Below are 25,158 nucleotides of genomic sequence, written 5' to 3' on the forward strand. Positions count from 1 at the left end.
GGACTCTTTCGGTGAATAATTAAAACCGAGCAATATCAGAAAGTTGCAATGTGTTTGAACCACGGCCCTACCGTCAAGCGGGGCACCCGGCACGTTTATTGATGCCGCCGCTGACATCATGGCCGGTACACGAAAGTTGTCAGTTCCTCCGGCCATCGTCCGGCTCGCACCCCGTGTGCAGCCGCCTGATGAGCAAAAAAATAATCAGAAGAACAGTGGAGCGGCCATGCAACAGATCAGATCGCAAGTGACCGAGCGCGACGGCTTGTTCGAACTCGAAGCCGGCAGCGACGTCCTCGACAGTCCCCGTTACAACCACGACATGGCACCGACCAAGGTGCGCGAACGAACCTGGAACAAATGGCACATCACCGCGCTGTGGGTCGGCATGTCGATCTGCGTGCCGACTTACACCCTCGGCGGCGTGCTGACGGCGTACTTCGGCCTGACCGTTGGTGAGGCGCTGCTGGCGATTCTTTTCGCCAACATCATCGTGTTGATTCCCCTGACGCTCAACGCCTTCCCCGGCACCAAGTACGGCATTCCGTTTCCGGTATTGCTGCGCTCTTCATTCGGTATTCTCGGTTCCAACGTGCCGTGCCTGATTCGTGCGCTGGTGGCGTGCGGCTGGTTCGGCATCCAGACCATGTTCGGCGGCCTGGCGATTCACCTGTTTCTCGGCTCGGTGTTCGAGGGCTGGAAATCCCTCGGCGGCACGGGGGAGGTGATCGGCTTCATGATCTTCTGGGCGCTGAACCTGTGGGTGGTGATCCGCGGCGCCGAGTCGATCAAGTGGCTGGAAACCCTGTCCGCGCCGCTGCTGGTCGCGGTCGGCATCGGTCTGCTGGTGTGGGCGATGCCCAATGTGTCGATGACCGAGTTGCTGGCGATTCCGCCCAAGCGTCCTGAAGGCGCCAGCGTGGTCAGTTACTTCGCCGCCGGGCTGACGGCGATGGTCGGTTTCTGGGCCACGCTGTCGCTGAACATTCCCGACTTCAGTCGCTACGCCAAGAGCCAGAAAGACCAGATCCTCGGGCAGATTTTCGGCCTGCCGCTGACCATGTTCCTGTTCGCTGCGCTGGGGGTGGTGATGACCGCCGCGTCGGTGAAACTGGTCGGCGTGACCGTGTCGGATCCGGTGAGCCTGATCGGCCATATCCAGAGCCCGGTGTGGGTGGCGGTGGCCATGGCGCTGATCATCGTCGCCACACTGTCGACCAACACCGCAGCGAACATCGTCTCGCCGACCAACGACTTCCAGAACATCGCGCCCAAGGTGATCAATCGCACCAAAGCGGTGTTGCTCACCGGCTTGGTCGGGCTGGCGTTGATGGCTCACGAGCTGCTGAAAAAACTCGGGCTGATTGTTTCCGATGTCAGCCTGGAAACCGTGTATTCCAACTGGCTGCTGGGCTATTCGAGCCTGCTCGGGCCGATCGCCGGGATCATGGTGGTGGACTATTTCCTGATCAAGAAACAGCAACTGGACTTGGCCGGGCTGTACCGCGACGACGTGTATCCGGCATGGAACTGGGCCGGGTTTGTCGCGTTTGGCGTGCCGGTGGTGCTCACCTTGCTGTCGCTGGGCAGCGATGCGTTCAGCTGGTTTTACAGCTATGGCTGGTTTACCGGTTCGGCGCTGGGTGGGGTGATTTATTACGGGTTGTGCGTGATGCGGGCGCAGCCTTCGGTCGTGAAATCGGCGGTGTAGCGGAGGGCGCTTTCGCGAGCAAGCCCGCTCCCACAGGGTGAACGCACTCCAAATGTGGGAGCGGGCTTGCTCGCGAAGACGGCCTCAAATACACACAAGAACTGCCTGAAGAAAATCATAAAAAACTGTCTGAGGAGATCAACATGAACGCAGCCGTAGACGTTCTGCAATCCACCCATCAGCACATCAACCGCGACCGGCTCTGGGCCTCGCTCATGGAGCTGGCCAAGCTCGGCGCCACGATCAAGGGCGGGGTCTGTCGCCTGGCCCTGACCGAACTCGACCGTCAGGCCCGCGACTTGTTCGTGCAGTGGTGCAAGGACGCCGGGTGCAGCGTCACGGTGGATGAGGTCGGCAACATCTTCGCCCGTCGCCCGGGACGCAATCCGAACCTGCCGCCGGTGATGACCGGCAGCCACATCGACACCCAGCCCACCGGCGGCAAGTTCGATGGCTGCTTCGGCGTGCTCGCCGGTGTTGAAGTGCTGCGCACCCTAAATGACCTCGGCGTGGAAACCGAAGCGCCGCTGGAAGTGGTGGTCTGGACCAACGAAGAAGGCTCGCGCTTCGCCCCGTGCATGATGGGCTCCGGGGTGTTCGCCGAGAAATTCACCCTTGAAGAAACTCTGGCCAAAGTCGACGCCGAGGGCATCACCGTGGGCGAAGCGCTCAACGCCATTGGTTACGCCGGATCACGCAAAGTCAGCGGGCATCAAGTCGGCGCCTACTTCGAAGCACACATCGAGCAAGGCCCGATCCTCGAAGACGAGCAGAAAACCATCGGCGTGGTGCTCGGCGCTCTCGGGCAGAAGTGGTTCGACCTGAAACTGCGCGGCGTTGAAGCCCACGCCGGGCCAACGCCGATGCACCTGCGCAAGGATGCCTTGGTCGGCGCCTCGGTAATCGTCGGTGCGGTCAACCGCGCGGCCCTCGGTCATCAACCCCACGCCTGCGGCACCGTCGGTTGCCTGCAAGCCTATCCCGGCTCGCGCAACGTCATCCCCGGCGAAGTGCGCATGACCCTCGACTTCCGCCATCTGCAGCCAGAACGTCTGGACTCGATGATCGCTGAGGTGAAGCAGGTCATCGACGCCACCTGCGAAGAACACGGCCTGACCTATGAACTGACCCCGACGGCCGACTTCCCGCCGCTGTATTTCGAGAAGGGTTGCGTCGAAGCCGTGCGCGGCGCGGCAAAAAGTCTGGGCCTGTCGCACATGGACATCGTCAGCGGTGCCGGGCATGACGCGATCTTCCTTGCCGAACTTGGCCCGGCCGGGATGATCTTCGTGCCGTGCGAGGGCGGGATCAGCCACAACGAAATCGAGAATGCCGCGCCGGACGACCTGGCGGCCGGGTGTGCGGTGTTGTTGCGGGCGATGCTGGCGGCTTCGGCGATGGTGGCAGCGGGGCAGCGCGCGGCCTGAAGATCCAAAGATCGCAGCCTGCGGCAGCTCCTACAAGTTGAACGCAATCCAACTGTAGGAGCTGCCGCAGGCTGCGATCTTTTCGTGTTCATCTGTAGGAACGAGCCGGCCGCTCCGCTGATCTTGTGTTGGTTTGATCAACCGGGCCGGTCATTTTTGCCGGCAGTGCCCTGACGTCTATCGGAGCCGTTGGGGTTGCCCAAATCCAGCAACCGTCGTTCGACCAGGACATTCTCCAGTGCCTGACGCTCGACCGGCGCCATTTGGTGTTCGCGCTTTTTCAGCTCCAGCAGAATCGGGCTGGACCAGGTGCGATAAGTCTGTTCGATGTTGCGACGCGACGTCATCAGTCTCTCCTTGATCAAGAGCCCGGTATAGCTGGCAGGGGCTCAATCCGATGAGGAGTTAACGTTAGTCGACAATCCCTGAAGTCGCGAATCCTGCAGGGTTTTGTGGTGTTGTCGAACTGGCCGGCACGATCACGAACGCCCGCGGTCGTAATCTGCACACGCGCATTCCCTGTGGAGATCCAATGAGCCAGGAAGTCCTGACCACCGAAACCAATCGTCGCCAGTTGCAGCAGATCATCGCCGGGCTGTCCGACGGGGTGATTCTGCTCGAGCTCGATCAGAGCATCCTCTGGGCCAATGAGGCGGCGCTGGCCATGCACGGTGTCAGCCGGATCGGGGAGCTGGGCATTAATGCCGATGAGTACGCCAAGCGTTTCACTCTGCGTTATCGCAACAATCACCTGTTACCGCCCGAGAACTATCCGATCAGCCGCGTCGCGCGCTGTGAAGTGTTCAGCGACCTACTGATCGAGATGCATGCCGTGGATGACCCGGAACGGGTCTGGGTGCACAGTGTGCGCAGCATGGTGCTGACCGACCGCGAAGGGCAGCCGGAGTCACTGGTGCTGATCATGAGCGACGTCACTGATTGGGCCAACGCCGAGCAGCGCTTCGAAAAGACCTTCAATGCCAACCCGGCGCCGGCGGTCATCTGCCGCCTCAGCGATCTGCGCTATATCAAAGTCAATCCGGGGTTTCTGGAGATGACCGGTTACACCCGCGACCAGGTGATCGGCACCTCGGCTTATGAAATCGATATTTTCGAGCAGGCCGAGCAAAGGGATCTGGCGATCCAGCGCTTGCGCGACGTGGTGACGATTCCGCAGATGCAGGCTCAATTGCGTCTGCCCGACGGCGGCAGCAAGCAAGTGATCGTCGCCGGGCAGCCGCTGCTGCTCAACGATGAGGATTGCATGCTGTTTTCCTTTGTCGACATGGAGCTGCGGCACAAGGCCGAAGTCGCGCTGCGTCAGAGTGAAGAGCGCTTTGCCAAGGCGTTCCGCCTGACTCCGGTGCCGATTTTGATCTGCACCGCCGACGAGCAGCAGGTGATCGATGTCAATCAGGCGTTTCTCGACACCCTGGCTTACGCCAACGACGATGTCGTGGGCAAAACCGTGACGCAGCTGAATTTCATTGACGACGATGGCGCCCGGGCCCGACTGCTGACCGCACTGGCGAAAAGCGGACGAGTGGACCGGGTCGATGTGCGGGTGCGCAAGAAGGACGCGGATCTGCTGGAGTGCGCGGTATCGGCCGACACCGTGAATATCCAGGACACGCCGTGCTATTTGCTGGTGCTGATGGACATCACCGAGCGCAAGCGCACCGAGCTGGAGCTGGTGGCGGCGATTGAAGAGGTGATGAAAGACGCTTCGTGGTTCAGCCGGACGCTGATCGAAAAACTGGCCAATGTGAAGAAGGTCAACTCGCCGCAACTACCGAGCGTGTCGTTTACTGATCTGACGGCGCGGGAGCGCGACGTATTGGGGCTGATCTGCGAAGGGCTGGCCGACAAGGAGATCGCCGCCCGCCTGAAACTCGCGCCGAACACCGTACGCAATCATGTGGCGACCGTGTATTCCAAGCTTGATGTGCACAGTCGCAGCGAGGCGATTGTCTGGGCGCGGGAGCGTGGTCTGTTTTCCGGTGAATGGAACGGGAAGGGGCAACGGTAGGTGCAAATGCACTAGTTGATACGGTGCAAATGGAGGTTTTGGTGGGGTAGGGCAGTTCTTAGTCTGGTGGCGTGCGATACGAGCCTGTCGGCTCGGGATCGTCTCCCTTCGAAGCAGCTAAAGGAACAGCCTCCATGATGAATCTTGCGCAGTTGCGCGCCCGCCTGGAGCAGAGTTTTTCGCCGTTGGCGTGTGAGTGTCTGGTGGATGGTGATCATTCATTGACGGTGAAGTTGTATCACCCGGAGACCGGGCAGGTGGATCTGGTGATCAGTGGGTTGAAGCTCAGTTCGTTGCGTACGCCGGAGGCTGTGGCGGCGTTGATTGATGAGTTGCGGTATGAGTTGGAGAGCAACTCTTTGCGGGCTGCTCGGGATCCGGATATGGCTTAGGGTTTTAGGTTTTTTTGGGGGTGTATATCCGTTGCTGCGGGGGTTGCTGATTAGGGTTCCGCCCTTACGGCGGGTCACTTTTGACAAACGCCTCAAAAGTAACCAAAAAGGCTTTACCCTGACGTTCGGCCCTCGCTTAGGCTCGGGTTCCTTCGCTGCGGGATTCATCCGGGGGGCAGCGCCTACGGTTTGCTTCGCTGCACCTCCTCTCGCTGTGTTTGGCTGCGCCAAACGGTCGCTGCGCTCCCACCCCCGGATAAATCCCTCCACTCAGCCTGCCGACGGGCCCTGAGATCAAAAGCGGTACTCGAGCTAACGCTCATTGTGTTGAGTGGAACGGCTTCGCCGCATGCGGGGCACGCTCTCTGAATTGTAGGAGCCAGCCTGCTGGCGATGGCGGCCTGTGAGCCGACCCATTTCCAACTGAACACACCCATTCCAACTGTGGGAGCTGGCTTGCCAGCGATGGCGGCCTACGAGCCGACCGATTTCTAACTGAATGCACTCAGTCCAAATGTGGGAGCGGGCTTGCTCGCGAAGGCGGCCTGACAGCCGACCCATTTCCAACTGAACACACCCATCCCAACTGTGGGAGCTGGCTTGCCAGCGAAGGCGGCCTTCCAGTGAACAGATTTCTTGCTGAAGTACTCCTCCAATAAGGTCTGATCCCCACAAAATCGACAGCCAATTCCCTTATCCCCCTCCATTTCACTGGCGCTTACAGGGTGGTCGGCTATAAAGAATGAGTGATCAGGTCTTCTGTCATTCGCTGCAGTTGTGCGCGACGGCGGAAGTGGCTTTTCCATTCATCGCGGGTCGTCCTATGAATAATCCTGGGAAACGCGTGTATCTGGCGTTGTCACTGGCTTTTTCTGTCGCGCTGTCCAGCGGCTGCGCCAGTCCTCCGCCACCGCCTCCTGCTGCACCTCCACCACCGCCAGTACGTACCTGTCAGACGCTGGAAGACACTCAGGTGTCGGGCAATATGTACGTTGACGAGCAGGTCACCCGACATATCACCACCACCCGGTGTGTCACGCAGTAGTGCTGTGGGGAACATTGTCTGACAGCTAACCCGTGTGGGAGCGGGCTTGCTCGCGAATGCGGTGTGTCATTCAAGGCAATGCCGCCTGACACTCCGCATTCGCGAGCGAGCCCGTTCCCACCGGGTTAACCATTTGTCAAAGAAATCAGGACAAGAATCCGCCATCCACATTCAGCGAAACCCCGGTGGTGTAGCTCGACGCGTCGCTGGCCAGGTACAACACTGCGCCGGCCATTTCACTCGGATCGGCCACGCGCTTGAGCGGAATCTGCGTCAGCGCCTGCTTGAGGATCGCGTCATTCTTCACCAGCGCCGAGGCGAATTTGGTGTCGGTCAGGCCCGGCAGCAGGGCGTTGCAGCGGATGCCGAATTGCGCGCATTCCTTGGCGAAGACTTTGGTCATGTTGATCACGGCGGCCTTGGTCACCGAGTAGATGCCCTGGAAGATCCCCGGTGAAATACCGTTGATCGACGCGACGTTGATGATGCTGCCGCCGCCGTTCTCGCGCATCAGCTTGCCGGCTTCCACCGACATGAAGAAGTAGCCGCGAATGTTCACGTCGACGGTCTTCTGGAACGCGCCCAGATCGGTGTCCAGCACGTTGCAGAACTGCGGGTTGGTCGCAGCGTTGTTCACCAGAATGTCGAGGCGACCGAACTGTTCCTTGATCCCGGCGAAGACCTGGCTGATCTGTTCCATTTCACCAATGTGGCAAGCCACGGCGGTAGCTTTGCCGCCGGCGGCGATGATCGCGTCGGCCACGTGCTGGCAGCCTTCAAGCTTGCGGCTCGAAACGATCACGTGGGCGCCTTGCTGGGCCAGCAGTTTGGCGATGGCTTCGCCGATGCCACGGCTGGCTCCGGAGACGAATGCGATTTTGCCGTCGAGGTCGAACAACTGAGTCTTGGACATAGGGGTTCCTTGGTGTGGGCCGTCAGAGGCTCGATTTCGCAATGACCTGCAGGCTCATGTGCTCCAGCAGTTTGTTCATGTGAATGAACTGCGCGAAGCGTTTGTCCTGGGTCTGGCCGTGGTAGAAGCGGTAGTAGATCTGCTGCACGATGCCGGCCAGGCGGAACAGGCCGTAGGTGTAGTAGAAATCGAAATTGTCGATCCGGATACCCGAGCGTTCGGCGTAGTAATCGACGAACTCGCGGCGGGTCAGCATGCCTGGAGCGTGGCTCGGCTGGCGGCGCATCAGTTGCACGGGCGCTGGATCATCGGCCTGAATCCAATACGCGAGGGTATTGCCCAGGTCCATCAGCGGATCGCCGAGGGTGGTCAGTTCCCAGTCGAGCACGCCTATGATCTGCATCGGGTTGTCCGGGTCGAGGATCACGTTGTCGAAGCGGTAGTCGTTGTGAACGATGCTCGACGTCGGGTGGTCGGCCGGCATCTTCTCGTTGAGCCAGGCTTTGACCTTTTCCCAGTGCGGTGCGTCCGGGGTCAGGGCTTTTTCGTAGCGTTCGCTCCAGCCTTTGATCTGACGGGCGACGTAGCCTTGCGGTTTGCCCAGATCGCCGAGGCCGCAGGCGTTGTAGTCAACTTGATGCAGCTCGACGAAACGGTCGATGAAGCTCTTGCACAGCGCTTCGGTTTTCGCTGCATCGAGACCCAGTTCCGGCGGCAGATCGGAGCGCAGGATGATGCCTTTGACCCGTTCCATCACGTAGAACTCGGCACCGATCACCGATTCATCGGTGCAGTGCACGTAGGCTTTCGGGCAGTAGGGGAAACCGTCGCGCAGTTGATTGAGGATGCGGAATTCGCGGCCCATGTCGTGGGCGGATTTGGCTTTGTGGCCGAACGGCGGCCGGCGCAGCACGAATTCCTGCTGCGGGTATTCCAGAAGGTAAGTCAGGTTCGACGCACCGCCGGGAAACTGGCTGATCTGCGGCGTGCCGGTCAGCCCCGGAATGTGCTTCTTCAAGTATGGGTCGATCAGGCTGGCATCGAGTTCTTCGCCAGAGCGGATCCGGGTGGACTGGTCAGTAAGCGCCATGCTTATCCCTTCTGCTTATTTTGGTGGCCAGACATCATTGGCTAATCTAATGGCGCACTCGGACGGCCACAAGCGCGCAGCGGTCTTATAGGTTAGCGTGTTGCAGGATAATCAGCGTTTCGAATAGGTAAGGCAGCAGGGCGCTGCCGGCTCTTTTCAGTGCACGCGCTGGTTGTTGAGCCTTGGGGGCAGGGCGATCGGCGTCAGCACCGGTTGCCCGGAGAAAAACGCCACGAGGTTTTTGCCGACCAGCTCCACCGTGCCTTGGGTGGCTTCGGGTGACAGGCCGGCAACGTGTGGCGTGAGAATCACGTTGTTCAGGACTTTCAGCGCATCCGGCACCTGCGGTTCGTGATCGAACACATCCAGCGCAGCCCCGGCAATTCGCCGTTGCTCAAGAGCGCTGATCAGCTCGGCGGTGGCGATCACACTGGCCCGGGCGATATTGACGATGAAACCTTGTGGTCCCAGAGCATCGAGCACCGGGCGAGTCACCAGATGCTGGGTGCCGATTCCGCCCGGTGTGGCGACGATCAAAAAGTCCGAGGCGCGTGCCAGTTCGGTCGGCGTGGAACAGAACGCATAGGGCACATCACTGCGCAGCTGACGGTTGTGATAGCTGATGTCCATATCGAAACCGAGGTGGGCACGCTTGGCAATCGCCATGCCCACCGCGCCCAGGCCGAGAATCCCCAGGCGTTTATTGGCCAGCGACGGGCGCATGATCTTCGGCCATTCACCCCGGCGCACCGCGGCGTCGCAGCGTGGAATATCGCGCACCAGTGCCAGCAGCATCGCCATCGCATGATCGGCCACCGACGAGGCGTTGACCCCGGCGCCGTTGGTCACGGTGATCCCGCGGTCGCTGGCAGCCTGCAGGTCGACGTGTTCGTAACCGGCGCCGATCACGGTGATGATTTTCAACGCTGGCAGGGCGTCGATTTCCTCAGCGCTCAGGCCCAGCGGACCTCGGGTCAGCACCGCGTCGATCCGTGCGCCGTGGGTGGCGATGGCTTGCGTGCGTTCGGCAGGGGTTGGCGCGAGAATCAGGTGAAAACCCTGATGCTCGAGAATCGGCAGATAGTCATTGATGGTTTCAACCAGTACCAGAACGGTGGCGGGCATTGCGCGGCTCCTGTGATCAATGGCGGTTCGGTCGCGAAAGTCGTGTCAGGGTGCTGATTCCAGAGCGGTTTGGCAATGATGGCCGCATCCCCGCTTCAGCCAGTGTAGGAGCTGAAACGGGGAGCGCGCGGGCGCTTCGTCAGAAGCTCACGTCGGCGCTGTTGATCAGCCGTGCGAATGCCCCGCCGAGGGTGGCGTTGTGGTGCTCGATGATGGCTTGAGCGGGCAGTGCCGGCGTGTCCATGCAAGTGTGTGCGTCGGCCACCAGTAGCGGTTTGAAGCCCAGATCGGCAGCGGCGCGGCAGGTGGCGTCGACGCAGAACTGCGTCTTCATGCCAACCAGGTACAGGTTTTCGACGTGTCGGTTTTTAAGCTGCTGCGCCAGATCGGTGTCATGGAAGGCGTTGGGCCGGGACTTGTCGAACACATGGTCGGACTCGGCATCCAGTTCGAGTTTCGGAAGCAGTTGCCAGAAGGGGCTGCCGGCAGCAATCGGCGAGCCTGCCGGGCCGGTGTGGCGTACGGCGTAGATCGGCACGTGTTGCCGGCGTGCCTGATGGATCAGTTGCCGGATGTTGGCGAGCACACGTTGGCCGTCGTGGGGTTTTTCCGGTCCATGGAACAGACCGACCTGCATATCGATGATCAACAGTGCTGCGGACATGGTGTTTCTCCTTGAGGGCTGCAAGTGCCGCACGGACGGGAGAAACAACAAGGCCCCGTCCATTGCTGGCGGGGCCTTGGGTTCACTGCGCTGGATTCACCTCAGGCAGCAACACCACGACCCGCCGGTGGCGGTCGTGGTGGTACGGGTGAGGTGCAGCGGGCGAAGGTTCATGCCGCCGATCATGCTGGCGGCGGCGAAGGGCTGTCAACTGGCGTATTGAGCGAGGAGCATGGGCGAAGGCTCCGTGGGGCAGGGGACTCGTCTCACGCCAGAGCATGTCGGGAAAATTGAAAGCAGGGAGTGATGATCTCGCCGTTGCTTTTGTACGAGGCTACCTACTATTTGCGGGGAATTTGCCTACGAAATTGGCAGATGCTTCTGCTAGCGGAATGGTGATGAACGCGAAATCATGTGGGCACAAAGCAGCCCGGCCAGGGACTGTCAGCAGCCAAGGAAGGCGAATGCTCAAGAACAATCTTGAAAATCTGGAACTCGACAGGCTGGAGAATGAGTCAAGAAAGCTTGTGGCCGAAAGGAAAAAGCTATTGGCGGAGGAAAAAAAGCTTAATAGAGAGACAAATTTATATCCACTTGCAGTAATAGCTGGGGTGGTGACAGCAATCACCGCCGTAGCAGGCGTTTTCTTCAAGTTTTGATTGTTCGCGTTCCACAACTGTCGGACCCATGACCAAAAAAGGAAAATCCACATGAGTACCTATGACCGCAAAGCCAGAATGGAAGAACTGGAACGTGAGCACGAAGAGTGGGAGGAAAGAATGCGTATTAAAAACAAGGGCGATATGTACCCAATCTGGGGAATGCTAGCGTTCGGCCTGTTTTGCATGTCACTCGGATTCATGTTGGCTCGATCGATCTGATCAAGCCTTGTCGTTCGCATTGGCGCTGAAACTTGCCTGAAAACGACATCTGACGTACCTGGAGCCGACAGCCATTTTCCTGAAAACGACAACCCGCTGATCTGCTCCGCACAACCATTCCTCAGCTAAGTCTTTGCTTCTGCTCATTTATCGCGGAGAATCGCGCCCCTGTTTCGGCCGGAGCATGTCTGTCGGTTTTTTCCGACGCGTCCTGACCGAGTGGCAAGTGACCGGAATGCGGAGATCCGACCGGATGAATGATCAGGCCAATAGCGTCGACGCACGCTATGAAGCGGCAGCACCAGCTGAACTGTCGAGCTGGAATCGCCATGACACCACGTGGATGTTGGGACTGTTCGGGACGGCCATTGGCGCCGGCACCCTGTTTTTGCCGATCAACGCCGGTCTGGGTGGCTTCTGGCCGCTGGTGATCCTCGCGTTGCTGGCCTTCCCGATGACATTCTTCGCTCACCGAGGCCTGACCCGCTTCGTGCTCTCCGGTCGCGAAGGCGCCGACATCACTGACGTGGTGGAGCAGCATTTCGGCATCAAGGCCGGTGCGCTGATCACCCTGCTGTACTTCTTCGCCATCTTCCCGATCCTGCTGATCTACAGCGTCGGCCTGACCAACACGGTCGCCAGCTTCCTCGAACACCAACTGCACATCACGCCGCCACCGCGCGCGCTGCTGTCGTTCGTGCTGATCCTCGGCCTGCTGGCCGTGGTGCGTTGCGGCGAAACGGCGATCGTCAAGGCGATGAGCCTGATGGTTTATCCGTTCATCGTCGCGCTGCTGTTCCTTGCGGTGTACCTGATTCCGCACTGGAACGGCGGCATTCTCACCACCGCCTCGCAAGTGCCGGCGCCATCGGCGCTGTTGCATACGTTGTGGCTGGCGATTCCGGTAATGGTGTTCTCCTTCAACCACTCGCCGATCATCTCGGCGTTCGCGGTGGATCAGAAGCGTCGTTACGGTGCCAATGCGGAGCAGCGCAGCTCGCAGATCCTCTGCCGCGCCCACCTGCTGATGGTGGTGATGGTGCTGTTCTTCGTCTTCAGTTGCGTGCTGACCCTGTCGCCAGAGCAACTGGCGGAAGCCAAGGCGCAGAACCTGTCGATCCTGTCGTACCTGGCCAACCACTTCAGCAACCCGGCCATCGCCTTTGCGGCGCCGTTGATTGCCTTCGTGGCGATTTCCAAGTCGTTCCTCGGCCACTACATCGGTGCCAGCGAAGGCCTCAAGGGCCTGATCGTCAAGAGCGGCAAGCGTCCGGGCGCCAAGGCGCTGGATCGCATCGTCGCGGCGTTCATGCTGGTGGTGTGCTGGATCGTTGCGACCCTGAACCCGAGCATTCTCGGGATGATCGAGGCCGTCGGCGGTCCGGTGATCGCGGCGATCCTGTTCCTGATGCCGATGTACGCTATTCGTAAAGTACCGGCGATGGCGCGCTATCGCGGTCAGGCGTCGAACGTATTCGTAACCTTGGTCGGTCTGGTGGCCATTTCGGCGGTGATTTATTCGCTGACGGCGTAAGCCAAAACGCCAAAGACTCGGTGACAGTGGCCGCTGTGCGTAATGCGCACAGCGGCTTTTTTTCGTCTGGAGACATTTGGATTGTCGAGCGCGCCCAACTGTTTTTCCAGCAAGGGCATAGGGCGACGGCTGATTCTGGCGCGGCTCAAGCATGATGCACTGGCGGTACAGCAGGCCCTCAAGCCCGCGCCTACAGGTCTCCAGGCATAAAAAAACGCCGCGCATCTCACGATGGGCGGCGTTTTCTAGTGCTTTGTAACGTTAGGCTTGAACGACCGGAATCTTGGCGTTCGCAGCCGCTTCACGGAACTCGGCGATCTGGTCGAAGGACAGGTAGCGGTAGACATCGGCTGCCATGCTGTCGATCTTGCCAGCGTATTCCATGTACTCCTCGACGGTCGGCAGGCGACCCAGGATCGAAGCCACGGACGCCAGCTCGGCCGAGGCCAGGTAGACGTTCGCGCCGTCGCCCAGACGGTTCGGGAAGTTACGGGTCGACGTCGACACCACGGTGCTGTTCGGCTCAACGCGTGCCTGGTTACCCATGCACAGCGAGCAGCCCGGCATTTCCATGCGTGCGCCAGCCTTGCCGTAGATGCCGTAGTAGCCTTCTTCGGTCAGTTGGTGAGCGTCCATCTTGGTCGGCGGCGACAGCCACAGACGGGTTGGCAGCTGACCCTTGACCTGATCCAGCAGCTTACCGGCAGCGCGGAAGTGACCGATGTTGGTCATGCACGAACCGATGAACACTTCGTCGATCTTCTCGCCAGCAACGCTGGACAGCAGACGGGCGTCGTCCGGATCGTTCGGCGCACACAGTACCGGCTCGTTGATGTCGGCCAGATCGATTTCGATGACTTCGGCGTATTCGGCGTCGGCATCGGCTTCCATCAGCTCAGGGTTGGCGATCCAGGCTTCCATCGCTTGAGCACGACGTTCCAGGGTACGTGCATCGCCGTAGCCTTCGCCGATCATCCAGCGCAGCAGGGTGATGTTGGACTGCAGGTACTCGGTGATCGACTCTTTCGACAGCTTGATGGTGCAACCGGCAGCCGAACGTTCGGCCGAGGCGTCGGACAGTTCGAACGCCTGCTCCAAGGTCAGGCCTTCCAGGCCTTCGATCTCCAGGATGCGGCCGGAGAAGGCGTTTTTCTTGCCTTTCTTCTCGACGGTCAGCAGACCGTTCTGGATGGCGAAGTAAGGAATGGCATGAACCAGGTCACGCAGGGTGATGCCAGGTTTCATTTTGCCTTTGAAGCGCACCAGGATCGATTCCGGCATGTCCAGCGGCATGACGCCGGTGGCAGCGGCGAATGCGACCAGACCGGAACCGGCCGGGAACGAGATGCCCATCGGGAAACGGGTGTGCGAGTCACCACCGGTACCCACGGTGTCCGGCAGCAGCATGCGGTTCAGCCACGAGTGGATGATCCCGTCGCCCGGACGCAGGGAAACGCCGCCGCGGGTCATGATGAAGTCAGGCAGGGTGTGGTGGGTGGTCACGTCGATCGGCTTCGGATACGCCGCGGTGTGGCAGAAGGACTGCATCACCAGGTCAGCGGAGAAGCCCAGGCACGCCAGGTCTTTCAGTTCGTCACGGGTCATCGGACCGGTGGTGTCCTGAGAACCTACGGTGGTCATCTTCGGTTCGCAGTAGGTGCCAGGACGAACGCCTTGGCCTTCTGCGAGACCGCACGCCTTGCCGACCATTTTCTGCGCCAGGGTGAAGCCCTTGGTGCTTTCAGCCGGTGCTTCCGGCTTCTTGAACAGATCGAATGCTGGCAGACCCAGTTCGGCGCGCGCCTTCTCGGTCAGGCCACGGCCGATGATCAGCGGAATACGACCGCCGGCACGGACTTCGTCCAGCAGCACAGGGGTCTTCATTTCGAAGGTGGTGATGACTTCGTCGGTACCGTGCTTGCAGACTTTGCCAGCGTGCGGGTACAGGTCGATCACGTCGCCCATGTTCATGTTCGATACGTCGAACTCGATTGGCAGGGCGCCGGCATCTTCCATGGTGTTGTAGAAGATCGGAGCGATTTTGCTGCCGAAGCAGAAACCGCCAGCGCGCTTGTTCGGCACGTAAGGGATGTCGTCGCCGAAGAACCACAGCACCGAGTTGGTCGCGGATTTACGCGAGGAACCGGTACCGACCACGTCACCGACGTAGGCGATCGGGAAGCCTTGACCGCGCATTTCTTCGATCTGCTTCATCGGGCCGGTCTTGCCTTGCTCGTCCGGAACGATGCCGTCACGGGCCATTTTCAGCATGGCCAGGGCGTGCAGCGGGATATCAGGACGCGACCAGGCGTCTGGCGCAGGGGACAGGTCGTCGGTGTTGGTTTCGCCGGTGACCTTGAATACGCGCAGGCTGATCTTGTCGGCCAGGACAGGACGCTTCTTGAACCACTCGCCGTCAGCCCAGGATTGCAGCACGGCTTTGGCGTGAACGTTGCCGTTCTTGGCTTTTTCAGCCACGTCGTGGAAGGCATCGAACATCAGCAGGGTGTGCTTGAGTTCTTCGGCAGCCACTGGCGCCAGTTCGGCGTTGTCCAGCAGTTCAACCAGGGTCACGATGTTGTAGCCGCCCTGCATGGTGCCGAGCAGTTCTACAGCGCGCTTCTTGTCCAGCAGAGGGGAGGAGACTTCGCCTTTGGCCAGGGCCGACAGGAAACCGGCTTTGACGTAAGCGGCTTCGTCCACTCCTGGTGGTACGCGATTGGTGATCAGGTCAACGAGGAAAGCTTCTTCGCCAGCCGGAGGATTCTTCAGCAGCTCGACCAGGCCTGCAGTTTGTTCGGCGTTAAGCGGCTGGGGAACGATACCCAGGGCTGCACGCTCTTCGATATGTTTGCGGTAGGCTTCAAGCACAGTTATTACCCTCATCAGTGGTCCCAAATGGGTGTCCGGGACGCTCATCCCGAAATTGCCGTACTCATGCACCGCACGACGTTGTGAGTCGTTTGGCCAGAATTACCGGCAATTCCTTACAGAAGCTGCTTTCAAAGTTTTACGCCTGCAGAACGGGGAGCTGATGAGGGTTGGCGTTGGGCTTTTCCCCGCTGGAAAAACCCTTCGCCAACACCGCTCTGAAGGAACGACTGTGCTCGTGACGCTTTGAAAACAGCTTCTAACGGACATTGGCGCCTTAAAAGGCTGGCTGATTCTACGGCAAAAAAAATTTAAAGGTAAGTCGCGCTCTATTGGACTTTGGTGGCGTTGTGCACGGGCAGGGTAAACCGCGAGCCAGCGCTTGCCCCTGACGTTTGAGGGGTGATCAATGCCCGACAAAGGGCTAACATGCCGGCCTGTTCCGCGTTTCAGTGTTTTGCCAATTTATGCCCAATCAGACCATCAAGACCCCCTGCGTCGGCCTCTGCTCCACTGTTTACGGAGATCTGGTGTGCCGTGGCTGCAAGCGTTTCCACCACGAAGTGATCCACTGGAATGGTTACGGCGAGGAGGAAAAGCGTGCGGTGTGGTTGCGTCTGGAACAATTGCTGTCACAAGTGATGGCGAGCAAGGTCGAGATCTTCGATCCGGCGCGCCTGCGCCAACAGCTGGAACAGCGCAAGATCCGCTTCGTGCCGCATCAGTCGGAATATTGCTGGGCCTATCAGCTGATTGCGCGCGGGGCGCGGGTGATCATTAATCTGGAAGCCTACGGGATGGTGTTGCTGCCGGAGTTCCGCGACTGGAACCTCCCGGAGTTGCGCGATGCCATTGATCGGGAATTCTTCCTGCTGTCGGAAGCGCATTATCAGCGCTATATCGCCCCGGGCTTCCTCAAGGACGCCTTTGGCGCCTGAAGATCAAAAGCTTCGCGAGCAAGCCCGCTCCCACAGGAGATTGCATTCCAAATGTGGGAGCGGGCTTGCTCGCGAAGACTGACTTTCAAACGCCTCAGTCCCTAATGCTTCACCGCCAACTCCACCAGATGATCTTCAATCTCCTCCGGCTTGAGCACCAGCACGTCGCTTTCCAGGGCATCCAGCACCACTTCGGCGGTATTGCCGATCAGTGCGCCTGACAACCCGGTGCGCGCCACAGTGCCGATCACCGTCACCGCCGCCTGCAGCTTGTGCGCCATGAATGGGATCAGCACGTCGGCCGGGCCTTCCTCGATGTGCAGATGCGCGTCATCGACATCGAATTCCGCCTGAAACGCCCGGCATTGCTCCCGATAACGTGCTTCGATGGTTTCGCTGAGCTGTAAGGTCGGATCGGCTGCCGAGAGCATCGGCGACGGATGCGCGCTGATCACATGCAGATGCCCCTTGGCCAGGCTGGCGATGTCGTAGCCGTGATCGATGATTGTGGTGTGCAGATGCCGGTGTTCGCCATCGGCATTGCCCACGTCGACAGCCGCGAGAATCACCCGGTCTTTCCACGGCGTGGCGGTTTTCACCAGCAACACCGGAGTCGGGCAGTGCCGCAGCAGTTTCCAGTCCGCCGGGGTCAGCAAAGCCTTTTTCAGCGCACTGTCGGGATAGTGCTGTTTGATCACCAGCCCGCAGCCTTCGGCCTGCTGCACATCGATGATGGTTTCGTGCAGGCTTTCGTTCCACGCCTGTTCGGTGGTGACGCTGTAGCCATCTGCTAAAAGCGCAGCTTTGAGCACGCCAAGCATGCCGGCGTGGTCGTGCTTCTTGTCGCACACCAGCAGGTGCAGATGGGCCTGGGTCACGCCGGCGATCAACTTGGCGCGCTTGAGCGCCAGGCTTTCCGAATGTTCGGGTTCGATGACCACCAGAATGCTGCGAATGGCTTGCATGAGCGGAGTCTCCAGCAAAGAAAAGGCATGGCGTTGCACAACTATAGTTGCTGCTCATCGGGACGCGACTTGATGCATATCAACGCCTGCGACTGGTGGTCTGCGGGCAGGCCGGTATAATCGGCGCCCTTCGCGCCAATACCTTTACCGTGAGCCCCATGATCCTTCCCGAAATCCACGAATTCCTTGGCTGCCGCACGCCCGACGCCTGGGTCCAGGCGGCACTGGCCGATCAGGAAACCCTGCTGATCGACCACAAGAACTGCGAGTTCAAGGCCGCCAGCACCGCGCTGAGCCTGATTGCCAAGTACCATTCCCACGTCGACCTGATCAACATGATGTCGCGTCTGGCCCGGGAAGAGCTGGTGCACCACGAACAAGTCATGCGCATCATGAAACGCCGCAAGATCGAGCTGCGCCAGCTGCATGCCGGGCGCTACGCCTCGGGTCTGCGCAAAGTGGTGCGCAGCCATGAGCCAGTGAAACTGGTGGATACGCTGGTCGTAGGCGCGTTCATCGAAGCGCGCAGTTGCGAGCGTTTCGAAGCGCTGGTGCCGCATCTGGACGAAGAACTCGGCAAGTTCTATTTCGGCCTGCTGAAAAGCGAAGCGCGGCACTTCCAGGGTTATCTGAAACTCGCTTACCAGTACGGCGACGCGAAGGACATCACTCAGGTGATCGACAAGGTGCGTGCTGCCGAGCAGGAGCTGATCGAGTCGCCGGATGAAGAGTTCCGCTTCCACAGTGGTGTGCCTGTCGCGGCCTGAAGATCAAAAGATCGCAGCCTTCGGCAGCTCCTACATTTGGTATGCGTTTCCCTGTAGGAGCTGCCGCAGGCTGCGATCTTTGCTCTTGATTGTTAAAAACTCTTAAGAGTATGAAATATCACCGAAAACCGGCCCCTGTGGCCGGTTTTTGCTGCCCGAAACAACGCCTCGCCAACGAATCCCGCCATACTGTCGCCCACTTCACATATGGGTTGGCAGACGGTCGTTATGGATAACCTGGGTTTTGGCAAAGTCCTGCTGGTCGAAGACGATGAGCGTCTGGCCACGTTGATTGCGCACTTTCTCGAACAGCATGGCTACGAGATGCGCGCGGTGCATCGCGGTGATCTGGCAGTGGCCGCGTTTCTCGAGTTCCAGCCCAAAGTGGTGGTGCTCGATCTGATGTTGCCGGGGCAGAGCGGGCTGCACGTGTGTCGGGAAATTCGCAGCGTGTCGGACACGCCGATTGTCATCCTCACCGCCAAGGAAGACGACCTCGACCATATTCTCGGCCTGGAATCCGGCGCCGACGACTACGTGATCAAACCGATCAAACCGCCGGTATTGCTCGCTCGGCTGCGCGCCTTGCAGCGGCGGCAGATGCCGGAAGCCGGCGTGGTCAGTGCGCTGGAGTTCGGGCGCTTGAACATTGATCGCAGCTGTCGCGAAGTGCGTCTGGCCGGCGAGATCATCGAAATGACCACCATGGAGTTCGAGCTGCTGTGGCTGCTGGCCAGCGCCGCGGGCAAGACCCTGTCGCGCGATGACATCCTCAACCGCATGCGTGGTATCGCCTTCGACGGGCTCAATCGCAGCGTCGACGTGTACATCAGCAAGTTGCGCAACAAACTCAAGGACAATCCCCGCGAACCGGTGTGTATCAAGACCGTGTGGGGCAAGGGTTATCTGTTCAATCCGTTCGCGTGGGAGCTGTAGATGCTGCGGTTATTCCTCGGGCTGTTTCTGGTGATGACGGTGGGCCTGGTCCTGGCCCTGCAAACCGTCGAACACACCTTCAACGCGTTGCTCGACAACCAGATGCAGGCCTACAACCGTGAGGCGGTGCGCGGGCAAGCGTGGTCACTGGTCGAGCACATGCGCGATCAGCAAGGCGAGGCGCGCGAGCAGCAACTGGAGACGTTGCGCCCGCACTACGGTTTGTCGCTGAAACTGGTCGAGGCTGACCAACTGGGGCTCAGTCCTGAGGAAAAATCCGAATTGGCGCAGAACCTGTTGGTGATCCGCGACAACTACACCCAGTTCATCAGCAACATCGACGGTGGCTCGCAACTGCTCAGCATCAAGTTGCCGCCGGAGCCGAGCCTGATGCCGTTCTACATCGCAGTGGCTTACGCGATGCTCGCGGTGCTGATCGGCATTGTGCTGTTCTTCTGGGTGCGCCCGCACTGGCGCGATCTGGAAAAACTGCGCCTGGCCGCCGAGCGTTTTGGTGACAACGATTTGTCGGTGCGCATTCAACTGTCAAAACGCTCGAACATCCGCGATCTGGCGGAACACTTCAACCTGATGGCGGCGCGCATCGAGAGCCTGATCGCCAATCAGCGCGAACTGACCAATGCCGTGTCCCACGAGTTGCGCACGCCGATTGCGCGGCTGTCGTTCGAGCTCGATCAGCTCAAGCAACAGCCGGATGCCAGTCAGAACCGCGAACTGATCGCCGATATGTACGCCGACCTTGGCGAGCTGGAAGAAATGGTCTCCGAACTGCTGACCTACGCCAGCCTCGAACGCGGTGCGACGGTGATCAAGCGCGAAAACATTCAGGCCGCCAACTGGCTCGACAGCGTGGTCGGCAGCGTGGCGCTGGAGGCGGAAGCGGCGGGGGTGCAGTTGCTGATTGGTGACTGCCGGCTCGACACCGTGCGCATCGAGCCACGGTTCATGGCGCGGGCGGTGATCAATCTGCTGCGCAACGCCATTCGTTATGCCGAGCAGCGGGTTGAAGTGACACTGGTGCGTAGCGGCGATTATTACGAAGTGCGGGTCAACGACGACGGCCCGGGTGTGCCGGTGGAAGGCCGGGAGAAAATCTTCGAACCGTTCTCGCGGCTGGATGCCAGCCGGGATCGTCGCACCGGTGGCTTCGGCCTGGGGCTGGCGCTGGTGCGGCGGGTGTCGCAGTCCCATGGCGGACAGGTCGAGGTCGGGGAGTCGATTTGGGGCGGGGCGTCGTTTCGCATGACCTGGGCGCATCTGGACTGATTTGTGTAGACAGGTTGGGCCCTATCGCGAGCAGGCTCACTCCTACATTTGGAATACATTCCCTTGTAGGAGTGAGCCTGCTCGCGATAGGGCCATCAATCACAACACAACCCCCTGCTCATTTGACCAATCCCAACCGCTCATGCCACTGCGCAATCGACTCCTCGGGATACACCGCAAACTGCTTGTCCTTGGGCTTGGCATTCACCTCAACCCACGGCGCCTTCGACCCCAGCATCAAATGTGTATGCTCCGGCGGCACCGGCAGCGGCGTATCAATGGCCGAGGCGAACGGATGAATAAGCTCCGGCCATTCCGGGCTGAACAGCCACAATCCGCTGCCGCACTGTGAGCAGAAATGCCGCTCGGCGGTGCTGCGGTGGGCACGTTTGTCACCTTCTTCCTTCATCCTGGCGTGGTAGATGCTGATGTGTTTACGCCCCTGAACCTTGAGGCTGGCCGCATCGCCACCGAGGTTGATCGCATAACCGCCACCGCCCTGGGTCTTGCGGCAGATCGAGCAATAGCAGCGTTGATAAGGGTAGGGATGGGCGCTGGTCAGGCTGAAAGTGACGGCGCCGCAGTGGCAGGAGCCTTCGAGGTGCATGAGGGGCCTCCGGTTGGCTGAAGTGGTGCGGTTGAGCCTAGAAGATTTGTGGTGATCATGTTGACGACTTCGCGAGCAAGCCCGCTCCCACAGGGGGACGCATTTCAAAATGTGGGAGCGGGCTTGCTCGCGAAGAACGATAACGCGCTCTAGACCTTGGCAACGCGCCACAGGTACCAAGCTGCCACCGTCCGATACGGACTCCACGCCAGGCCAATCTCGATCATCTGCCTGCGCGTCGGCTGTACCTCCAGTCCCTTCAAGCGCCGATAGCCTTCGCGCACGCCAAAGTCATCCGCCGGCAGAATATCCATGCGCTCCAGGCTGTAAATCAGCAGCATCTCCACCGTCCAGCGGCCAACTCCACGCAGGCTGACCAAACGTTCGATCAACGCTTCATCGTCCATCGCCAGCGCGGTGGGATAATCCGGCACCACACCGTCCAGCGTTGCCTGGGCGATGCCCTGAATGGTCGCAATCTTGCCCGCCGAAAAACCGCAGCCGCGCAGTTGATCGAAGTCGGTCGCGAGAATCTGTTCCGGCCGGGGAAACGTCTGCCCCGGAAACAGCGCCACCAGACGCCCGACAATCGCGTCCCCGGCCTTGGCGTGCAGTTGCTGATAGGCAATCGCCCGCACCAGCGATTCGTAAGGATCGCGCGCCGGGTGCGGTTGATGCAGGCAGGGGCCGACGGCTGCAATGTGGTGCTGCCAGTCCTCGTCGAACTCGGCCAGAAACGCGCTGGCCGCCTGATAACGATCCGGCATGCTATTTCAGCAGCCCGTTGACTTCGCCGTAGGTCAGCGCCTTGAGATCATGGGTGTCGAGCTTGCCGCTGGCGAGAAAGCTTTTCACCAGCGAGCCCATCGCGCCGTAGAGGAACTCGGCGATGCCAGACCCAGCGCTCAGGCGCCGCACGCCCAGGGCTTGCAGCTCGGACGGCGAGGGCAGGCAAGCGAAGCCGAGCACGTTCACCGGCAGTGAAGTACCTTTGCAGATTGCCTCGATTTCATAAGCGGCGGTCACGCCAGCGGCAAACAAGCCATCGGCCCCGGCGGCCTGGTACAACGCTGAACGGCGCAGGGTTTCGGCGACTCGATCCTCGGCCGGTACCAGACCCTTGAGGTAGACGTCCGTGCGCGCGTTGATGAACAGCTTCACAGCGCGTTTGCGGGCGACTTCGCGTGCTACTTCGATCTTGCGCGCCAACAGCTCCGGGGCGCCGCTGCCGTCCTCGATATTGATCCCGACCGCACCGGCGGCGAGCACCGCATCGACCACTTCGGCCACACGGCCAAGGTCATCGGAATAACCCGCCTCGATGTCCACGCTCAGCGGCACCTGGATTACCCGCGCGATGGATTCCACGGTTGAAATCAGCCGTTCGAGGGGCAGGGTGTTGCCGTCTGGATAGCCATGCGCCCAAGCGACTGCCGCGCTGCTGGTGGCGACCGCTTGCCCACCCGCGTGCTCGACCAGCCGCGCGCCGGTGGCGTCGGCGACGTTGGTCAGGATCAGCAGACCTTCTTGGTGTAACTGGTGAAACCGAGTGTCGAGCGCGTTCATCGAAATCCCTTCTTGTGAGTGGTGCAAAGCGTCAGAAAGCCAATGGTTGCGTGAGCTGCACCGCAGCGTTTTCCAGCCTCAGCAGAAACGCCTTGCGCGGCTGTCCACCACCATAGCCGGTCAACGAACCATCCGCACCGATCACCCGATGGCACGGAACCACGATCGACAGCCGATTGTGCCCATTGGCCAAGCCTACCGCGCGACTGGCGCCGGGTTTGCCCAGGCGTGTGGCGATGGCGCCGTAGGTGCTGGTCTGGCCATAGGGAATTTGCAGCAGTTGCTCCCAGACTTGCCGGTCGAACGCGCTGCCGGGCAGGTGCAGCGGGACACTGAATGCACTGCGCGTCCCGGCAAAATATTCGTTGAGTTGCTCTTCGATCTGCCGCAAATGCGCGTTGTGCCCCGGTGCGACCACGTAGCCATGACGGGTCTGCAGCTCTTCGACTTCGCGGGTCAGCGCCGGGCGGTCGAGAAACTCCAGCAACACCAGCCCGCGACGTTCGGCCATGGCGATCATCGGCCCCAGCGGCGTGGTCAGGCGGGTGAACAGCAGCGGTTCACTGTTCGCCGCGCGGCCCGGGGTGATGTGGAAGGACTTCTGAAACGCATCGCGAAAACCGCTGAGTGATTCGTAGCCGGAATCGAACGCCGCATGGTCAATCGAGGTGCCTTGGCGGATGCCGCCCAGTGCCATGCCGAGTCGGCGGGTACGCAGCCACGCATGGAAGGTCATGCCGAAATGCTGCTTGAACCAGCGCCGCAGCTTCAGCGGTTCGATGCCTTCGGCCAGCAGTTGCGCATCGCTCCAGCGCGCTTCCGGGTCGGCATCGACGGCGGTCAGCAGGCGCTGCACCCAGTCGGGGGCGATGGCTGCAGCGTCCAGCGGTTTGCAGCGCAGGCAGGCGCGATAACCGGCGCTCAAGCACTCATCGGCGTGGGCGAAGAATTCGACGTTCTCCGGTTTCGGCTTGCGCGCCGTGCAGCTGGGGCGGCAGAAGATCCCGGTGGTTTTCACGGCCGTGAAGAACACGCCTTCGTAGGCGGTGTCGCGTTCGAGCATGGCGCGAACCATCTCGGCGTGGGGCGGCAGGAGTGCGGTTTGTATGTTCATGGGCAGAGCTTAAATCCAGGATTTCGATGGCTCCACCGAAAAATCGACAGTGAATTTTCAAATGCCCTGAACTACCGTGTAGGAGCTGCCGCAGGCTGCGATCTTTTGATCTTGTTTCTTAAAATCAAAAGCAAAAGATCGCAGCCTGCGGCAGCTCCTACAGTTGAGGGATTGAGTTCATGCCACCGTTCATCATTCAACACATCGATCACATCGTCCTGCGTGTTGCCGATCTGCAACGCAGTATCGATTTCTACCGCCAGGTGTTCGGCGCCGAGGTGGTCAGGCACAACGAACCATTGGGTCTGGTGCACCTGCGCGCCGGCACCTCGATGATCGACCTGGTCGACTTGCAAGGCGAGCTGGGCAAGAAGGGTGGCGGGGCGGCGGGTAACGAGCGGCGCAACGTCGATCACTTCTGCCTGCGCATCGAGCCGTTCGATGAATCTGCGCTGACAGAGCACTTGCAGGCGCACGGTCTGGCCGTGGAAAACGCCGCCCGACGCTTCGGCGCCGAGGGCTACGGCCTGTCGCTGTATTGCTTCGACCCGGACGGCAATCAGGTCGAACTCAAAGGCCCGTCCGAGGCCTAGGCATCACGCGCGTTTCGCCAGCAACAACACCGAAGCCGCCGCCGACAACAGCCCTGCGCAGCAACGGTTGAAGAACCGTTTGCCGCGCGGCTCGGCGAACCAGCGGCGCATGTGCAGGCCCATCCACGCGTAGGCGCCGATGGCAATCCATTCCAGCAGCAGAAACAGCGCGCCGAGCACGGCGAATTGCGCCGGCACCGGGCGGCTCGGATCAACGAATTGCGGCAGAAACGCGGTGAACAGGAGGATTGCTTTCGGATTGCCCGCCGCCACCAGAAACTCCTGCCGCGCCAGCCGCCAGAACCCCACCGACGCTCCGGCCATCTGCTGCTCGGCCTCGGGATTGGCCCGCCACAGTTGCCAGGCCAGGTACAGCAGATACGCCGCGCCGATGATCTTGATCGCATGGAACAGCCATTCCGAGGTCTGCAGCACCACCGACAATCCTGCGCCGGCGAGGGCGATCATTGCGGCGAACGCGATAATCCGTCCGATGCCGGCGGTGCAGGCCCGACGATAGCCGTAGCGGGTGGCATTACTGACCGACAGCAGGTTGTTCGGGCCGGGGGCCATGTTCAGGGCGAAACAGGCCGGGAGAAACAGCGAGAGCGTGGCGAGATCCATGGGCTTGGGCTCCGGAAACGATGGTGCTTTTTTATCACAGGCTGCGGGCGCCTTGACCCGTACAGTCACGCGGTGCTGT

At 60.4% G+C, this 25,158-nt stretch carries 24 protein-coding genes; 12 read left to right on the forward strand and 12 right to left on the reverse strand.

Annotated elements, in window-relative coordinates:
• Positions 1-226: 226 nt before the first annotated feature.
• Both ACS4NR_RS05525 and ACS4NR_RS05530 read left to right on the forward strand, forming a co-directional pair.
• The gene (locus ACS4NR_RS05525; RefSeq protein WP_456019316.1) at positions 227-1,711 is read left to right on the forward strand and encodes an NCS1 family nucleobase:cation symporter-1; all 1,485 of its coding nucleotides are present in this window, start codon (positions 227-229) and stop codon (positions 1,709-1,711) included.
• 143 nt (positions 1,712-1,854) lie between these two features.
• On the forward strand, positions 1,855-3,138 hold the full coding sequence (locus ACS4NR_RS05530) for a Zn-dependent hydrolase (RefSeq protein WP_456019317.1): 1,284 nt from the start codon (positions 1,855-1,857) through the stop codon (positions 3,136-3,138).
• 137 nt (positions 3,139-3,275) lie between these two features.
• On the opposite strand, the gene ACS4NR_RS05535 is transcribed toward ACS4NR_RS05530, so the two are convergent.
• Positions 3,276-3,485 carry a hypothetical protein gene (locus ACS4NR_RS05535; RefSeq protein WP_095139658.1) on the reverse strand — a complete coding sequence of 70 codons (210 nt, stop codon included), beginning with the start codon at positions 3,483-3,485 and terminating at the stop codon, positions 3,276-3,278.
• A 185-nt stretch (positions 3,486-3,670) separates the two neighbouring features.
• On the opposite strand from ACS4NR_RS05535, the gene ACS4NR_RS05540 reads away from it, so the two are divergent.
• The gene (locus ACS4NR_RS05540; RefSeq protein WP_456019318.1) at positions 3,671-5,167 is read left to right on the forward strand and encodes a helix-turn-helix transcriptional regulator; all 1,497 of its coding nucleotides are present in this window, start codon (positions 3,671-3,673) and stop codon (positions 5,165-5,167) included.
• A 134-nt stretch (positions 5,168-5,301) separates the two neighbouring features.
• Positions 5,302-5,559, forward strand: a complete 258-nt coding sequence (locus ACS4NR_RS05545; RefSeq protein WP_456019319.1) for a DUF1652 domain-containing protein — start codon at positions 5,302-5,304, stop codon at positions 5,557-5,559.
• Between the two features lie 1,190 nt (positions 5,560-6,749).
• Here the strand turns inward: ACS4NR_RS05545 and ACS4NR_RS05550 are convergent.
• The 4 genes from ACS4NR_RS05550 to ACS4NR_RS05565 form a co-directional block, all read right to left on the reverse strand.
• Positions 6,750-7,517 carry an SDR family oxidoreductase gene (locus tag ACS4NR_RS05550; RefSeq protein WP_085687598.1) on the reverse strand — a complete coding sequence of 256 codons (768 nt, stop codon included), beginning with the start codon at positions 7,515-7,517 and terminating at the stop codon, positions 6,750-6,752.
• 22 nt (positions 7,518-7,539) lie between these two features.
• Positions 7,540-8,607 (reverse strand): phosphotransferase family protein, encoded by a 1,068-nt coding sequence (locus tag ACS4NR_RS05555; protein ID WP_443535825.1) that lies wholly within the window; start codon positions 8,605-8,607, stop codon positions 7,540-7,542.
• A gap of 156 nt (positions 8,608-8,763) precedes the next feature.
• Positions 8,764-9,732, reverse strand: coding sequence for a 2-hydroxyacid dehydrogenase (locus ACS4NR_RS05560; RefSeq protein WP_115987426.1), 969 nt, complete (start codon positions 9,730-9,732; stop codon positions 8,764-8,766).
• 139 nt (positions 9,733-9,871) lie between these two features.
• A complete protein-coding gene (locus ACS4NR_RS05565; RefSeq protein ID WP_456019320.1) occupies positions 9,872-10,396 on the reverse strand; it encodes a cysteine hydrolase family protein in 525 nt (174 codons plus the stop codon).
• A gap of 464 nt (positions 10,397-10,860) precedes the next feature.
• Between ACS4NR_RS05565 and ACS4NR_RS05570 the strand changes: the two genes are divergently transcribed.
• From ACS4NR_RS05570 to ACS4NR_RS05580, 3 genes are all read left to right on the forward strand, one after another.
• Positions 10,861-11,055: a hypothetical protein gene (locus tag ACS4NR_RS05570; RefSeq protein ID WP_115987430.1), complete on the forward strand. Its 195-nt coding sequence runs from the start codon at positions 10,861-10,863 to the stop codon at positions 11,053-11,055.
• Positions 11,056-11,106: 51 nt separating this feature from the next.
• Positions 11,107-11,277, forward strand: a complete 171-nt coding sequence (locus ACS4NR_RS05575; protein ID WP_166497649.1) for a hypothetical protein — start codon at positions 11,107-11,109, stop codon at positions 11,275-11,277.
• A 253-nt stretch (positions 11,278-11,530) separates the two neighbouring features.
• Complete coding sequence (locus ACS4NR_RS05580) at positions 11,531-12,811, forward strand: HAAAP family serine/threonine permease (RefSeq protein WP_166497665.1); 1,281 nt, start codon at positions 11,531-11,533, stop codon at positions 12,809-12,811.
• Between the two features lie 261 nt (positions 12,812-13,072).
• Here the strand turns inward: ACS4NR_RS05580 and acnB are convergent, their stop codons facing one another.
• A complete protein-coding gene (acnB, locus tag ACS4NR_RS05585; protein WP_045122402.1) occupies positions 13,073-15,682 on the reverse strand; it encodes a bifunctional aconitate hydratase 2/2-methylisocitrate dehydratase in 2,610 nt (869 codons plus the stop codon).
• Positions 15,683-16,149: 467 nt separating this feature from the next.
• Here acnB and ACS4NR_RS05590 point away from each other — a divergent pair, with 467 nt between their 5' ends.
• Positions 16,150-16,620, forward strand: coding sequence for a DUF1289 domain-containing protein (locus ACS4NR_RS05590; protein ID WP_007965774.1), 471 nt, complete (start codon positions 16,150-16,152; stop codon positions 16,618-16,620).
• A gap of 101 nt (positions 16,621-16,721) precedes the next feature.
• On the opposite strand, the gene ACS4NR_RS05595 is transcribed toward ACS4NR_RS05590, so the two are convergent.
• Positions 16,722-17,585 (reverse strand): universal stress protein, encoded by an 864-nt coding sequence (locus tag ACS4NR_RS05595; protein ID WP_456019321.1) that lies wholly within the window; start codon positions 17,583-17,585, stop codon positions 16,722-16,724.
• A 158-nt stretch (positions 17,586-17,743) separates the two neighbouring features.
• On the opposite strand from ACS4NR_RS05595, the gene ACS4NR_RS05600 reads away from it, so the two are divergent.
• From ACS4NR_RS05600 to ACS4NR_RS05610, 3 genes are all read left to right on the forward strand, one after another.
• Positions 17,744-18,352 carry a tRNA-(ms[2]io[6]A)-hydroxylase gene (locus ACS4NR_RS05600; RefSeq protein ID WP_443535819.1) on the forward strand — a complete coding sequence of 203 codons (609 nt, stop codon included), beginning with the start codon at positions 17,744-17,746 and terminating at the stop codon, positions 18,350-18,352.
• Positions 18,353-18,580: 228 nt separating this feature from the next.
• Positions 18,581-19,288 carry a response regulator gene (locus ACS4NR_RS05605; protein WP_456019322.1) on the forward strand — a complete coding sequence of 236 codons (708 nt, stop codon included), beginning with the start codon at positions 18,581-18,583 and terminating at the stop codon, positions 19,286-19,288.
• The gene (locus tag ACS4NR_RS05610) at positions 19,289-20,575 is read left to right on the forward strand and encodes an ATP-binding protein (RefSeq protein ID WP_456019323.1); all 1,287 of its coding nucleotides are present in this window, start codon (positions 19,289-19,291) and stop codon (positions 20,573-20,575) included.
• Between the two features lie 118 nt (positions 20,576-20,693).
• On the opposite strand, the gene ACS4NR_RS05615 is transcribed toward ACS4NR_RS05610, so the two are convergent.
• The 4 genes from ACS4NR_RS05615 to ACS4NR_RS05630 all read right to left on the reverse strand — a co-directional run bounded on the left by ACS4NR_RS05615 (position 20,694) and on the right by ACS4NR_RS05630 (position 23,862).
• Positions 20,694-21,182, reverse strand: coding sequence for a GFA family protein (locus tag ACS4NR_RS05615; protein ID WP_456019324.1), 489 nt, complete (start codon positions 21,180-21,182; stop codon positions 20,694-20,696).
• Positions 21,183-21,331: 149 nt separating this feature from the next.
• Positions 21,332-21,949 (reverse strand): DNA-3-methyladenine glycosylase family protein, encoded by a 618-nt coding sequence (locus tag ACS4NR_RS05620; protein ID WP_456019325.1) that lies wholly within the window; start codon positions 21,947-21,949, stop codon positions 21,332-21,334.
• 1 nt (position 21,950) lies between these two features.
• Positions 21,951-22,748 carry an isocitrate lyase/PEP mutase family protein gene (locus tag ACS4NR_RS05625; protein WP_456019326.1) on the reverse strand — a complete coding sequence of 266 codons (798 nt, stop codon included), beginning with the start codon at positions 22,746-22,748 and terminating at the stop codon, positions 21,951-21,953.
• Positions 22,749-22,779: 31 nt separating this feature from the next.
• Positions 22,780-23,862, reverse strand: coding sequence for a bifunctional transcriptional activator/DNA repair enzyme AdaA (locus tag ACS4NR_RS05630; protein ID WP_456019327.1), 1,083 nt, complete (start codon positions 23,860-23,862; stop codon positions 22,780-22,782).
• A 179-nt stretch (positions 23,863-24,041) separates the two neighbouring features.
• Here ACS4NR_RS05630 and ACS4NR_RS05635 point away from each other — a divergent pair, with 179 nt between their 5' ends.
• A complete protein-coding gene (locus tag ACS4NR_RS05635; protein ID WP_456019328.1) occupies positions 24,042-24,455 on the forward strand; it encodes a VOC family protein in 414 nt (137 codons plus the stop codon).
• Positions 24,456-24,458: 3 nt separating this feature from the next.
• Here the strand turns inward: ACS4NR_RS05635 and ACS4NR_RS05640 are convergent, their stop codons facing one another.
• Positions 24,459-25,079 (reverse strand): LysE family translocator, encoded by a 621-nt coding sequence (locus tag ACS4NR_RS05640; RefSeq protein WP_456019330.1) that lies wholly within the window; start codon positions 25,077-25,079, stop codon positions 24,459-24,461.
• Between the last annotated feature and the right edge of the window lie 79 nt (positions 25,080-25,158).

The organism is Pseudomonas sp. JQ36 (genome assembly GCF_053851495.1).

Coding starts and splice junctions, on each gene's coding strand:
- ACS4NR_RS05525 (WP_456019316.1), top strand. CDS start 227: ATGCAACAGATCAGATCGCAAGTGACCGAGCGCGACGGCTTGTTCGAA.
- ACS4NR_RS05530 (WP_456019317.1), top strand. CDS start 1,855: ATGAACGCAGCCGTAGACGTTCTGCAATCCACCCATCAGCACATCAAC.
- ACS4NR_RS05535 (WP_095139658.1), bottom strand. CDS start 3,485: ATGACGTCGCGTCGCAACATCGAACAGACTTATCGCACCTGGTCCAGC.
- ACS4NR_RS05540 (WP_456019318.1), top strand. CDS start 3,671: ATGAGCCAGGAAGTCCTGACCACCGAAACCAATCGTCGCCAGTTGCAG.
- ACS4NR_RS05545 (WP_456019319.1), top strand. CDS start 5,302: ATGATGAATCTTGCGCAGTTGCGCGCCCGCCTGGAGCAGAGTTTTTCG.
- ACS4NR_RS05550 (WP_085687598.1), bottom strand. CDS start 7,517: ATGTCCAAGACTCAGTTGTTCGACCTCGACGGCAAAATCGCATTCGTC.
- ACS4NR_RS05555 (WP_443535825.1), bottom strand. CDS start 8,607: ATGGCGCTTACTGACCAGTCCACCCGGATCCGCTCTGGCGAAGAACTC.
- ACS4NR_RS05560 (WP_115987426.1), bottom strand. CDS start 9,732: ATGCCCGCCACCGTTCTGGTACTGGTTGAAACCATCAATGACTATCTG.
- ACS4NR_RS05565 (WP_456019320.1), bottom strand. CDS start 10,396: ATGTCCGCAGCACTGTTGATCATCGATATGCAGGTCGGTCTGTTCCAT.
- ACS4NR_RS05570 (WP_115987430.1), top strand. CDS start 10,861: ATGCTCAAGAACAATCTTGAAAATCTGGAACTCGACAGGCTGGAGAAT.
- ACS4NR_RS05575 (WP_166497649.1), top strand. CDS start 11,107: ATGAGTACCTATGACCGCAAAGCCAGAATGGAAGAACTGGAACGTGAG.
- ACS4NR_RS05580 (WP_166497665.1), top strand. CDS start 11,531: ATGAATGATCAGGCCAATAGCGTCGACGCACGCTATGAAGCGGCAGCA.
- ACS4NR_RS05590 (WP_007965774.1), top strand. CDS start 16,150: ATGCCCAATCAGACCATCAAGACCCCCTGCGTCGGCCTCTGCTCCACT.
- ACS4NR_RS05595 (WP_456019321.1), bottom strand. CDS start 17,585: ATGCAAGCCATTCGCAGCATTCTGGTGGTCATCGAACCCGAACATTCG.
- ACS4NR_RS05600 (WP_443535819.1), top strand. CDS start 17,744: ATGATCCTTCCCGAAATCCACGAATTCCTTGGCTGCCGCACGCCCGAC.
- ACS4NR_RS05605 (WP_456019322.1), top strand. CDS start 18,581: ATGGATAACCTGGGTTTTGGCAAAGTCCTGCTGGTCGAAGACGATGAG.
- ACS4NR_RS05610 (WP_456019323.1), top strand. CDS start 19,289: ATGCTGCGGTTATTCCTCGGGCTGTTTCTGGTGATGACGGTGGGCCTG.
- ACS4NR_RS05615 (WP_456019324.1), bottom strand. CDS start 21,182: ATGCACCTCGAAGGCTCCTGCCACTGCGGCGCCGTCACTTTCAGCCTG.
- ACS4NR_RS05620 (WP_456019325.1), bottom strand. CDS start 21,949: ATGCCGGATCGTTATCAGGCGGCCAGCGCGTTTCTGGCCGAGTTCGAC.
- ACS4NR_RS05625 (WP_456019326.1), bottom strand. CDS start 22,748: ATGAACGCGCTCGACACTCGGTTTCACCAGTTACACCAAGAAGGTCTG.
- ACS4NR_RS05630 (WP_456019327.1), bottom strand. CDS start 23,862: ATGAACATACAAACCGCACTCCTGCCGCCCCACGCCGAGATGGTTCGC.
- ACS4NR_RS05635 (WP_456019328.1), top strand. CDS start 24,042: ATGCCACCGTTCATCATTCAACACATCGATCACATCGTCCTGCGTGTT.
- ACS4NR_RS05640 (WP_456019330.1), bottom strand. CDS start 25,079: ATGGATCTCGCCACGCTCTCGCTGTTTCTCCCGGCCTGTTTCGCCCTG.